Origin of the sequence: Clostridium coskatii (assembly GCF_001675205.1) — a bacterium.
Classification (GTDB): Bacteria; Bacillota; Clostridia; order Clostridiales; family Clostridiaceae; genus Clostridium_B; species Clostridium_B ljungdahlii.
Window position 1 is genome coordinate 12,141 of the sequence record NZ_LROR01000082.1, and the last position, 12,368, is coordinate 24,508.

Annotated in this window: 10 protein-coding genes; 8 read left to right on the forward strand and 2 right to left on the reverse strand. The window is 32.7% G+C overall.

Features of this window, described 5'->3' with window-relative positions; translation table 11 throughout:
* Positions 1–9: 9 nt before the first annotated feature.
* Complete coding sequence (gene pdxT, locus CLCOS_RS17810; protein ID WP_063602103.1) at positions 10–576, reverse strand: pyridoxal 5'-phosphate synthase glutaminase subunit PdxT; 567 nt, start codon at positions 574–576, stop codon at positions 10–12.
* Positions 577–579: 3 nt separating this feature from the next.
* Positions 580–1,449 carry a pyridoxal 5'-phosphate synthase lyase subunit PdxS gene (gene pdxS, locus CLCOS_RS17815; RefSeq protein WP_063602102.1) on the reverse strand — a complete coding sequence of 290 codons (870 nt, stop codon included), beginning with the start codon at positions 1,447–1,449 and terminating at the stop codon, positions 580–582.
* A 376-nt stretch (positions 1,450–1,825) separates the two neighbouring features.
* Between pdxS and CLCOS_RS17820 the strand changes: the two genes are divergently transcribed.
* From CLCOS_RS17820 to CLCOS_RS17850, 8 genes are all read left to right on the forward strand, one after another.
* Positions 1,826–3,682 (forward strand): APC family permease, encoded by a 1,857-nt coding sequence (locus CLCOS_RS17820; RefSeq protein WP_063602101.1) that lies wholly within the window; start codon positions 1,826–1,828, stop codon positions 3,680–3,682.
* Between the two features lie 269 nt (positions 3,683–3,951).
* Positions 3,952–4,029, forward strand: a complete 78-nt coding sequence (gene kdpF / locus CLCOS_RS23225) for a K(+)-transporting ATPase subunit F (RefSeq protein WP_082853604.1) — start codon at positions 3,952–3,954, stop codon at positions 4,027–4,029.
* A 24-nt stretch (positions 4,030–4,053) separates the two neighbouring features.
* On the forward strand, positions 4,054–5,727 hold the full coding sequence (gene kdpA, locus CLCOS_RS17825) for a potassium-transporting ATPase subunit KdpA (RefSeq protein WP_063602100.1): 1,674 nt from the start codon (positions 4,054–4,056) through the stop codon (positions 5,725–5,727).
* Positions 5,728–5,751: 24 nt separating this feature from the next.
* On the forward strand, positions 5,752–7,815 hold the full coding sequence (gene kdpB / locus CLCOS_RS17830) for a potassium-transporting ATPase subunit KdpB (RefSeq protein ID WP_063602099.1): 2,064 nt from the start codon (positions 5,752–5,754) through the stop codon (positions 7,813–7,815).
* A gap of 26 nt (positions 7,816–7,841) precedes the next feature.
* Positions 7,842–8,465: a K(+)-transporting ATPase subunit C gene (locus CLCOS_RS17835; protein ID WP_063602098.1), complete on the forward strand. Its 624-nt coding sequence runs from the start codon at positions 7,842–7,844 to the stop codon at positions 8,463–8,465.
* A gap of 35 nt (positions 8,466–8,500) precedes the next feature.
* Complete coding sequence (locus CLCOS_RS17840; protein WP_063602097.1) at positions 8,501–8,854, forward strand: hypothetical protein; 354 nt, start codon at positions 8,501–8,503, stop codon at positions 8,852–8,854.
* A gap of 43 nt (positions 8,855–8,897) precedes the next feature.
* Complete coding sequence (locus CLCOS_RS17845; RefSeq protein ID WP_063602113.1) at positions 8,898–11,618, forward strand: sensor histidine kinase; 2,721 nt, start codon at positions 8,898–8,900, stop codon at positions 11,616–11,618.
* A gap of 12 nt (positions 11,619–11,630) precedes the next feature.
* Positions 11,631–12,329 (forward strand): response regulator, encoded by a 699-nt coding sequence (locus tag CLCOS_RS17850; protein WP_013240548.1) that lies wholly within the window; start codon positions 11,631–11,633, stop codon positions 12,327–12,329.
* Positions 12,330–12,368 lie beyond the last annotated feature (39 nt).

Consider the following 12,368-nt stretch of genomic DNA (forward strand, 5'->3'; position numbering starts at 1 on the left):
TTTTTATTTTTACCTACACATGGATAGAAAATATTTGTGGAAGTTTAAGTCTTCTGTAAGCTCGGGATGGAATGAGGTTGCTAAAATGTTCTTATATTTTGCTGCAACTACATGCTTACCTATGCTACATAAGTTTTTAACATTACTGCCTATGGCAGTAATAAAAGGGGCTCTTATAAAAACTAAAGGTATTTTAGAAGAAGATACCTGGGGAATTAAAGCTTCTGTACTAAAACTATTGATTTGACTTCCATATGCATTTCTTTTCACCTTAATATCCATAACTTTTAGATAGCCTTCATTTGAATCTTCTATAGAATTTGCAAGTAATATCATCCCTGCACAGGTTCCCCAAGTAGGCAATCCATTTAATATTTTTTTTCGCAAGGGTTCCATCATATTTGTGTCTATTAAAAGTTTCCCTATTGTGGTACTTTCTCCGCCAGGAAGTATGATACCATCAATGTCATTCAGCTGATATGAATTTTTTATTTCTACAGCAGCAGATTTAAGCATTTTAACATGGTGAATATGTTCTGCTACTCCACCTTGAAATGATAATACTCCGATTTTCATGATTTACCATCCTCGCTGTGCATATTTTTGATCTAAATTATCAATTTCAAGTCCGGGCATTGCTTCTCCTAGGTCTTCTGAAACTTCTTCAATTTTTTTAGGATCATTGTAATAAGTTGTAGCAAGTACTATAGCGGTGGCTCTTTTTTGCGGATTTTCAGATTTAAATATTCCAGAACCTACAAATATCCCCTCAGCTCCAAGCTGCATCATAAGTGCAGCATCTGCTGGAGTTGCGATGCCACCTGCTGCAAAGTTTACTACTGGTAGCTTTCCGTTTTCCCATACATATCTTATTAAATCATAAGGTGCTTCAAATTCTTTTGCAAGTGTCATAAGCTCTTCCTTTTTTGCACTTTTAACTTTTGATATACCATCTACCATAGTTCTCATATGAGTTACAGCTTCAACAACATTTCCAGTTCCAGCTTCACCTTTTGTTCTTATCATTGCGGCTCCTTCACCGATTCTTCTCAGGGCTTCACCTAAATTTCTAGCTCCGCATACAAAAGGTACTTTGAAGTCCCATTTATTTATATGGTAAGAGTTATCTGCAGGAGTTAAAACTTCACTTTCATCTATAAAATCTATATTCAACTGCTGAAGCACCTGAGCTTCAACAAAATGACCTATTCTAACTTTTGCCATAACAGGTATGGATACAGCTTCTTGTATTTCTTTTATCATTCTAGGATCAGACATTCTGGCTACCCCTCCCTCTTTTCTTATATCAGAGGGAACTCTTTCTAAAGCCATAACCGCACAGGCTCCAGCTTTTTCAGCAATAATGGCTTGCTCTTTATTTACTACGTCCATTATTACTCCACCTTTTAACATCTGGGCTAAATTTTTATTTATTTCATATTGTCCCATATTATTATCCTCCTATATTATCTAAAGATTTATTGATTAAGTTATAAAATCTCCATGAACTAGTATTAATGGAGTCTATAATAAATGAATGAAATAAAGCTTTATTATTTATATATTATATTCGTAATTGAGTATTTGCAAAATGTAACGGTACATTTTTAAATAAAATCTTTATAGAATCTTTATACAGGCAAGTACAATCTTAACTCAAAATTTATGTTTAAGGTGGTAATATAGTAAAATCAAAATTAGGAAATCAACTTTTGACAAGGGGTTTATTAATATATTTAACTTAACTTTCGCAATTTTTTATATTAAGTTAATTTCGTATGTGCGAAAGCTGAGATATCTAATTTGTATTTAGGAGGTGTTAAAAATGAATTTAAATTTAGGAAATGTCTCAAATGCTCTTATAGGTAGAAGTTTAAAAACTGAAGAGTTAAAAGGTGAAAAGTTCAATGTATTTTGGGGATTGCCAATAATGTCAAGTGATGCCATCTCCTCTGTAGCTTATGCTGGAGAAGAAATATTATTGATACTTATGCCGGTTATGGGCCTTTTATCCTATAGATATATGCTCTATGCTTCACTATGCATTATATTTTTGCTGTTTATGCTTATATTTTCATATAGACAAACTATAGATGCCTATCCAGGTGGAGGAGGTTCTTATATTGTAGCAACGGATAATTTAGGGACAACCGCTGGTCTTGTAGCAGGTGCTTCTTTAATTATTGATTATATATTGACTGTAGCAGTAAGTGCTTCAGCAGGAACTGCTGCTATAACTTCAGCCATACCATCTTTGCTTCCGCATACAGTTACTATTACTTTAGCACTTATAACACTTTTAGTAATTGGAAATTTAAAAGGAATAAGAGAATCTTCAAAGGTATTTGGAGTTCCAACCTATGTATTTATATTTTTAATATTAGTTATGCTTATATGGGGAATAATAAAAATAAATTTTATGGGATATGTACCTAAATCTAATTACAAGATACCTGATGTTTCTGGAACCATAACTATATTTCTATTTTTAAAGGCCTTTGCAGCAGGGTGTACGGCTTTAACAGGTGTGGAAGCTGTAAGTAATGGGGTTCCAAACTTTAGGGAACCGTCACAGAAAAATGCTAAGATTGTGTTAATGCTTTTAGCTTTTATAGTACTTTTAATGTTTGGAGGAATTTCCTATTTGGCTACACTTTATCATGCTGTTCCAAATTCTAATGTAACTGTAGTCGCTCAGATTTCATGGCAGGTATTTAATGGAGGAATTTTATTTTATATAATTCAGGCAGCTACAGCCATTATACTTGTTATGGCGTGTAATACTGCTTTTGCAGGACTGCCGCTGTTACTTGCGCTTATGGCTAAAGATGGATATGCCCCAAGACAGTTTGCAAAACGTGGTAAAAGGCTTAATTATTCCAACGGTATAATAATGCTTGGTTTGCTAACTGCTATATTAGTTATAATATTTAAAGGAGATACTCACTACTTGCTAGGACTCTATGCGGTAGGGGTGTTTATATCATTTACTTTATCTCAGTGCGGTATGTTCAAAAGATGGACTAAAATTAAAATAAACGGATGGAAACACAAGGCATTTATAAATGGATTAGGTGGAGTGTTAACTTTTGTTACAACTATTATTATAGGAGTTACTAGGTTTACTCGTGGTGCTTGGGTAGTTTTCATACTTATACCTATAATTGTATATACTATGGAAAAGATAAAAAGACATTACTTAAAAGTTGCAGAGCAGCTGCGGCTTTCCATGGATGAACTGAGAAAATATGAGAAAGTAAGTTTTGAGGGTCAAAAGAGGTATGTAATAGTACCTATAGATACCTTAAATAAATCTTTCCTGAAAGCTTTAAATTATGCTAGAACTATATCTCAGAATATAATAATATTTCATGTTTCTGTAGATGATGAGGTCACTAATAAGCTTTTAAAGAAATGGAATGAATATAATATAGGTATACCTATAATAGTGAAAAAATCTCCTTATAGAAGCATTATAAAGCCTCTTGCAAAGTTTATAGATTCTGAAGAGTATGCTGCAGGGCCTAATGATACAATAACTGTTGTTCTTCCGCAATTTGTAGTTACTAAATGGTGGGGAAATATTTTGCACAATCAAACTGCATTGTTGATTAAAACTATTCTTCTTAAAAGAAGAAATATAGCAATAGTTACAGTGCCTTATATAATAGATGAAAATTAAATAATGTTAAAAAAAGAAATTCACATTTTGTGAATTTCTTTTTTTTTGGAAATAAAACATTTATGGAATTTTTACATAGGTAGGGTTTATCTTAACTCTAATTTTATACATTAGGTGATAGTATTATGGCTAAGAAATATGGAGGAGGGATAAAGATGCTGGATATTATATTTATAATTTTGATTTTATTAGGGTTTTTTCTACTAAAATATTTTACAACCTGGTGTGAAAACCAAATAAGTAAAAAACAATAAGTTGGGGGGATATTTATGATCTTTTTAGTAATTGTCATTATTTTATTGTTTGGATATTTGTGCTATGCATTATTTAATCCAGAGAAATTTTAACTATAGGATGTGGAGGTTAATAATATGGAAATATTGCAAATTGGAATTATACTTGTTATTTTTGTTCTGCTCTGTATTCCAACAGGTAAATACATCTATAAAGTTGCAGAACATGAAAAAACATTTTTAGATCCTGTACTTGATAAAGTTGATAATTTTATTTATAAAATTTCAGGAATAACAAAGGAAGAAATGACATGGAAACAATATATTTTGGCTTTGCTTTTATGTAATGCTGTTCCAGCTGTTTTAGCATATATAATTTTGAGAATACAGTTTATACATGTTTTAAATCCTAATCATATAGGAGGCATGGAACAGGTACTTACATTTAATACTGTAATAAGTTTTTTAACAAATACTAACCTTCAAGATTACAGTGGGGAATCAGGGCTCTCTTACTTTAGTCAGATGATAGTAATTACATTTTTTATGTTTCTTGCAGCATCAACAGGGCTTTCTATAGCACTGGCATTTATGAGAGGACTTGCAGGAAAGAAAAAAACACTGGGAAATTTTTATGTAGATTATGTAAGGATTATAACAAGAATACTTCTTCCTGTGTGTATTGTAGTGTCTATATTTTATATTCAACAGGGTGTCCCACAGACATTATCAGCTAATAAAACAATTACTACTATAGAGGGAAAGCTCCAGGACATACCAATGGGGCCTGTAGCAAGTTTGGAATCAGTAAAACTATTTGGAACTAATGGAGGTGGATTCTTTGGTGCCAATTCAGCTCATCCATTTGAAAATCCAACGCCACTTACAAATGCTTTTGAGATAATTTCATTTCTTCTTTTTGCAGGAGCAACTGTGGTATGTTTTGGACATATGCTTAAAAAGAAGAAACAGGCTATATCTATATTTTTAGCTATGAGTGTGTTATTTGTAATTGGCATTGTAATATGTTATGCAGCTGAAAAAGCAGGTAATCCTATACTTGGACATTTAGGACTTAATCAAATTATGGGTAATATGGAAGGCAAGGAAGTTAGATTTGGAATACCTATGTCTGCGCTTTTTACTACAGCTACTACGGCTACATCCTGTGGTGCTGTTAATAATATGCATGATTCACTGACACCTATAGGTGGACTTGTGGCACTTGTAAACATGATGCTCAATGTAATATTTGGTGGAAAAGGTGTAGGGTTTATGAATATGATCATGTATGCGATACTTACTGTTTTTTTGTGTGGACTTATGGTAGGAAGAACTCCTGAATTTCTTTCAAAAAAAATTGAGGGAAAAGAAATTAAATTAATAGCACTTGCTATTATTATACATCCATTTTTGATATTAATGTTTTCAGCTTTAGCACTTGTTGTACCTCAGGGAATTGCAGGCATATCAAATCCAGGATTTCATGGACTTACACAGATATTATATCAATTTTCAAGTTCAGCTGCAAACAATGGTTCCGGATTTGAGGGACTTTCAGATAACACTATGTTTTGGAATACGACGGCAGGCATAGTAATGTTTTTTGGAAGATATTTGTCTATGATAATACTGCTTGCTGTATCAGCATCTTTAGCTTCAAAGAAGGCAATACCTGTAACTGCAGGTACATTTAAAACAGACAATGGGGTATTTACTATAACTTTAGTATTTATTGTCTTGATAATTGGTGCACTTACGTTTTTCCCAGCATTGTCTCTTGGACCTATTGCAGAACAGCTTACATTATGAATATAAAAAGGGAATGGTGTGATTATGAAAAATAAAATTAAAAAATCTAAGTTTATTACAAAGAGCATAATGAAAGACGCAATTGTAGAAGCTTTAAAAAAATTAAATCCTAGATATATGATTAAAAATCCTGTTATGTTTGTAGTTGAAATTGGATTCTTAATATCTTTGATAAGTACAATTTTCCCTAGTATATTCGGAGATAAGGGGAATAATTTGAGAATTTATGATTTTCTAGTAGCTTTGATTTTGTTTGTAACAATATTGTTTGCGAACTTTGCAGAAGCAATAGCTGAAGGAAGAGGAAAAGCTCAAGCAGAAACGCTTAAGAAAACCCGTAAGGATACTTCTGCAAAATTACTTGATTTAAATGACAATGTAAAAGTTATAAGTGCAAGTGAACTTAAAAAAGGTGATGTAGTTTTAGTACAAAATGGAGATATAATCCCAAATGATGGGGAGGTTGTTTGTGGTATAGCATCTGTAGATGAATCTGCAATAACCGGTGAATCAGCACCTGTTGTCAAAGAATCAGGAGGAGATTTTGCTTCAGTTACAGGTGGAACCAGGGTTGTAAGTGATTGGTTAAAGGTGAGAATTACGGCAACTCCAGGAGAATCCTTCTTGGATAAAATGATAAGTCTCGTAGAAGGAGCTTCAAGGCAGAAAACACCTAATGAAATTGCTCTTAATACTGTGCTTGTAAGTTTAACACTTATTTTTCTTATAGTACTTGTAGCACTTTATCCTATGGCTTCTTATACAGGGGTAAAGCTTTCAATATCTACTCTTATAGCTCTTTTAGTTTGCCTTATACCAACTACAATAGGAGGGCTGTTATCTGCAATTGGGATAGCTGGCATGGATAGAGTCACAAGATTTAATGTTATAGCTATGTCAGGAAAAGCAGTTGAATCCTGTGGCGATGTAGATACCATGATACTTGACAAGACTGGTACCATAACTTTTGGAAATAGGCTAGCTGCAGATTTTATTCCTGTAGAACATGTATCTAAAGAAGAGCTTATAGATTATGCTGTTTTATGTTCTTTAAAGGATGATACGCCGGAGGGCAAATCTACAGTAGAACTTGGATATAAATTGGGTTCAAAAGTGGAAAAATCTAAATATGAGGATATGGAATTTGAAGAATTTACAGCACAGACTAGAATGAGTGGTGTTAATTTAAAGGATGGTACTTCTATAAGAAAAGGGGCCTATGATGCTATAAAAGATAGAGTGGAGAAATTAAAAGGGGATATTCCAGATGGACTAGATGATATTGTAAACAAAGTAGCAAGCTTGGGAGGAACACCACTTGTAGTATGTGTGGATAATAAAATTTATGGAGTTATATATCTTAAAGATACCGTAAAACCAGGTCTTGTGGAAAGATTCCAAAGGCTTCGTGAAATTGGAATCAAAACTATAATGTGTACCGGAGATAACCCACTTACGGCAGCAACTATTGCTAAAGAGGCAGGAGTGGATAGTTTTATTGCTGAATGCAAGCCAGAGGATAAAATAGAAGCTATAAAAAAAGAACAATCAGAAGGTAAAATTGTAGCAATGACAGGAGATGGAACGAATGATGCTCCAGCATTAGCGCAGGCAGATGTAGGACTTGCTATGAACAGTGGTACCACTTCAGCTAAAGAGGCTGCCAACATGGTGGATTTAGATTCAGATCCAACCAAGATACTAGAAGTGGTTGAAATAGGAAAGCAGCTTTTAATAACAAGGGGAGCACTTACTACTTTTAGCATAGCTAACGATGTAGCTAAATATTTTGCTGTAATACCTGCTATGTTTGCAGTAGCTATACCTCAAATGCAGGTAATGAATGTTATGAAATTGGCAACACCTTATAGTGCTATACTATCTGCGTTAATATTCAATGCCATAATAATACCTCTTTTAATACCTATTGCTATGAGAGGCGTAAAATATAGACCTATGAAATCAGAGACAATGCTTTTGAGGAATATGCTTGTTTTTGGATTTGGAGGAATTATTGCTCCATTTATAGGAATAAAAATTATAGATTTACTGATAACTCCATTAGTTAGAATTCTTAATTTAGGTTAGGTATTTTGAGAAAGGAAGGTTTTAATATGAAAATGCTTCAAAAATCTATTCGATTAACTGTTGTTTTGATGATAATTTGTGGTATCATATATCCGCTTTTTATAACAGGTATAGGTCAGGTATTCTTTCATAAACAGGCAAATGGAAGTATTATAACGGTAAATGGCAAAGAGGTAGGCTCTGAGCTAATAGGACAGAATTTTACAGATCCAAGGTTTTTTAGAGGAAGGGTTTCGGCTGTGAACTATAACACTTATACAAAGGCAGATTTGAAACCAGATAAGAGTGGAAAAGTAGCTTACACTGGTGTATCATCTGGATCTCAAAATTTGGCACCGTCAAATAAAGCACTCCAGGATAGGGTTAAAAAGGATTTAGGCGATTTCTTAAAAACTCATCCAGGGGTAAAGAAAGAGGATATACCTACAGATCTTCTTACAAGTTCTGGATCTGGCCTCGATCCAAATATAAGTCCTAAAGCTGCAGAGGTACAGATACCTGCTGTATCAAAGGCAACAGGTATAAGTGAAGAAAGTATTCGTAAGATAGTCCGTAAATATACGGAAGATAAAACTTTTGGAATTTTAGGCGAGCCTAGAGTAAATGTACTAAAAGTTAATCTTGAAATAGCCTCAATTTTAAATAAATAAGTTTTATTTTAATTGGAAAAGTAGGTGATAGTATCATGAAGAAGATGGGTGTTATAATATTATGTATAATTATTGTTGTATTTATAGTGGTTTTTGTAAAGAAGGATAATAATAAATATCCCTATATAGGTAAATATCAGTGTCCCCAGAATAATACAATTTTAATACTTGATAAAAGTAATAACTATACAATAATAAACAATTTATACAGAGAAGCTGTTTATACTAAAGGCAAGTATAGTATAGAGAATAACAATATGAAATTAATGTTAAAGAAAGGCGAGACAGCTTCCTATCCAAAAGAATATATTGAAGGAAAAATTAAGGGGGATAGAATTGAATTCGATAAATTTTATGAAAAACATGTTACATTTTATCTAGAAAAATGAGAAAATAAATATGTGATACAAGTTCTATATGGAGGTGATTATTATAGATTATAATGAAAGGCCTGATCCATATCGTATTTTAAACAAAGTGGAAAAAGAAGATAGTGAAAGTAAGCGGGGAAAATTAAAAATATTTTTTGGATATGCTGCAGGGGTTGGAAAAACCTATTCCATGCTTAGAGAAGCCCATGACATTAAAAACTTGGGAAAAGATATAGTGATAGGTTATATTGAATCCCATGAAAGATTAGAGACTATGGATTTGACTAAAGGGATTGAGAGTATAGATACTAAAGTTATCGACTACAGGGGGGTAATTTTAAAAGAATTTGATTTGGATGCAGCTCTTTTAAGAAAGCCTGAGATAATACTTGTAGATGAACTTGCCCACACCAATGCTAAGGGAAAAAGACATAGAAAAAGATGGCAGGATATAGAGGAGCTTCTTGAAGCTGGAATTGATGTATATACTACGTTAAATGTTCAGCACATTGAAAGTTTAAATGATGTAGTTGAAAGTATAACTCATATTTCCGTAAGAGAAACTATTCCAGATAAAGTATTTGATAATGCAGACAAAGTTGAAATTATAGATATAGAGCCAGATGAACTTTTAAAGCGGTTTAGCGATGGTAAAGTATATGCGAGAGATCAAGTAAAGAGTGCCTTTCATAATTTCTTTACTAAAAGCAATTTATATGCATTAAGGGAAATTGCCCTTAGGAAAACGGCTGACAGGGTAAACTATGAAATTGAAACTGCAAGGCTTTCAAAAGGTCAGATTACTGTAGTACCTGCTTCCGATCAAATACTTGCATGTATAAGTTCATCACCTTCATCTCTTCGGGTTATACGAACAGCTGCGAGAATGGCAGAAGTTTATCATTCAAAATGGATAGTAGTATATGTAGAAACTACTAAATCTCAGAAATTAAGTAAAGAAGATAGAAAAAGACTTAATTCATATTTCAATTTAGGAGAGCAACTAGGTGGAGAAGTAGTTACAATATATGGGGATGACATAGCAGATCAGGTTATACAATATGCAAAATTTAGAAATATAACTAAGATAATAATAGGTAAGAACAACAAAAAAACAAGTAAGGTATTTCATTTTTATGCAAAAGATGTAGTAGATAAACTTATGGATTCTAATTCTTATATTGATGTTTATGTGATACCAAATTCACTATATGATAGGAAAAGTGACAAGATTACTAAGAAATTTAGTAAAGAATTTAGTTTGTCCTTAAAGGAAGCTATTAAAGCTGCCTTAATTTTATCAATAGTAACTTGTGCTGCTATGATTTTTGACTATGTGGGTTTTTCAGAAGCCAATGTTATTATGATTTTTATTTTAGGTGTTATAATTGTATACATGCAGACTACGGGTTACTTAATGGGTATAATATCTTCCTTAGTGGGTGTATCTATATTTAATTACTTATTTGTTCCGCCTAAGAGATCTTTTCACTTTTATGATAAAAATTACTTGATTACATTTATAATGATACTTATTGAGGCATTTGTAATAGGAAATTTGACAAATAAGATTCAGCAGGATGCGGATGAGTCCTATACTAGGGAAAAAAGAACACAGACATTGTATAGGGTCACAAGTAAACTTTTAAGTGCAGTTGGAAATTCTGATGTAGTTTCCATAGCTATAAAATATCTATCAAGACTTGTGGACAGAACTGTGGTATGTTACCTGTCTATAGATAACAAACTTTCAACTCCTTTTGTATATTATTTGGATGAATTAAAAAAGGACGACTTAATTTTAAATAAAGATGAGGCTGCTGTGGCTTACTGGAGTTTTTTGAAAGGAAGGGAAGCTGGTTCTGGTACAGATACATTTTATGGGGCAAGGGGATACTATATTCCAGTAAAAGTGCAAAATAAGATATTAGGAGTTATTGGAGTTTCCTGTGAAAAAGACTTTTTAAGCCATGATCAGAAATTTATTGTAGAAACTGTAACGGGCCAAATGGCTATTGCACTTGATAGAGAAATACTTGTAGGACAGCAGGAGAAATCTAAGGTGGAGATTGAACGTGAAAGACTTAGAAGCAATCTTTTAAGATCCATTTCTCATGATTTAAGAAGTCCACTTGCAGGAATTAAGGGAGCAGTAAGTACTATTATAGAAAATGGTAAATTTATACCAGAAAAGACTAAGGAAGACTTGCTGAATGGGATTTATGACGATACAGAATGGCTTATAAGCCTTGTAGAGAATCTTCTTAGTATGACTAAATTTGATGAGGGGAATATGAAAATCAATAAAAACCTAGAATTGGTGGAGGAAGTAGTATCAGAGGCAGTTCAAAGAAGTTCTAAATATTTTAAAGACCATAAAATAAAGGTAGAAGTTCCAAAGAAACTTATAATGGTTCCTATGGATGGAAATTTAATTGAGCAAGTACTTATAAATTTAATTCAGAATGCTGCAAAATTTTCTAAAAAACAATCGTTTATACAAATAAAAGTTTATGAAAGTGTAGACGATGTATTTTTTGAAGTCATAGATGATGGAATAGGAATATCAGATAAAATATTGCCACATATATTTGATAGATTTTTTACCAATGGCAGCAGTATAGCAGATTCAAGACGTGGTGTGGGACTTGGACTTACCATTTGTAAGTCCATAGTTGAGGCCCATTGTGGTACAATTGAAGCTGAAAACAAAAAAGAAGGAGGGGCTATTTTTAGGTTTAACATTCCTAAAGGGGAAAGTACTAGTAATGAGTTAATGTAAGGAGGAAGATTGATGGATAGTAAGCCTTATATTCTTGTAATTGAAGACGACAGACCAATAAGAAATTTTATTACAGCAGCTTTATCTTCCCAGGGATATAAATATATTGAAACAGATAAGGGAAATGAAGGCATTTCTCTTGTAATGTCACACAATCCTGATCTTATAATATTAGATTTGGGTCTTCCAGATATTGATGGAATTGAAGTTATAGAAAAAGTAAGAGGATGGTCCAATATTCCCATTATAGTTGTATCTGCAAGAGGAAATGAAAGACAGAAAGTTGAAGCACTTGATAAGGGCGCAGATGACTATTTAACTAAACCTTTTAGTATAAGTGAATTGCTTGCTAGAATTCGTGTGTCTTTAAGGCATCTTATTGTAAACAAAGATCAACATGAAATATTGAATAATTTTAAGGTAAAAAGGCTATCTATAGATTTCGATAAAAGACGTGTAACTGTAGAAGGTAAAGAGATACATTTAACTCCTATAGAATATAAAATAATGGCACTTTTATGTAAGTATTCAGGAAAAGTGCTGACTCATAATTTTATTATTCGTGAAATATGGGGTTCATCCTTGGGAAGTGAAACTAAATCATTAAGGGTGTTTATGGCAAATTTAAGACGAAAGATAGAAAAAGATCCTGCACAGCCTGAGTATATATACACAGAAGTTGGAGTAGGCTACAGGCTTGCAGATGAGTAGTATAAATGAATTATGTATAAATTTTTAATAAACATTTGG

Coding starts and splice junctions, on each gene's coding strand:
- pdxT (WP_063602103.1), bottom strand. CDS start 576: ATGAAAATCGGAGTATTATCATTTCAAGGTGGAGTAGCAGAACATATT.
- pdxS (WP_063602102.1), bottom strand. CDS start 1,449: ATGGGACAATATGAAATAAATAAAAATTTAGCCCAGATGTTAAAAGGT.
- CLCOS_RS17820 (WP_063602101.1), top strand. CDS start 1,826: ATGAATTTAAATTTAGGAAATGTCTCAAATGCTCTTATAGGTAGAAGT.
- kdpF (WP_082853604.1), top strand. CDS start 3,952: ATGATCTTTTTAGTAATTGTCATTATTTTATTGTTTGGATATTTGTGC.
- kdpA (WP_063602100.1), top strand. CDS start 4,054: ATGGAAATATTGCAAATTGGAATTATACTTGTTATTTTTGTTCTGCTC.
- kdpB (WP_063602099.1), top strand. CDS start 5,752: ATGAAAAATAAAATTAAAAAATCTAAGTTTATTACAAAGAGCATAATG.
- CLCOS_RS17835 (WP_063602098.1), top strand. CDS start 7,842: ATGAAAATGCTTCAAAAATCTATTCGATTAACTGTTGTTTTGATGATA.
- CLCOS_RS17840 (WP_063602097.1), top strand. CDS start 8,501: ATGAAGAAGATGGGTGTTATAATATTATGTATAATTATTGTTGTATTT.
- CLCOS_RS17850 (WP_013240548.1), top strand. CDS start 11,631: ATGGATAGTAAGCCTTATATTCTTGTAATTGAAGACGACAGACCAATA.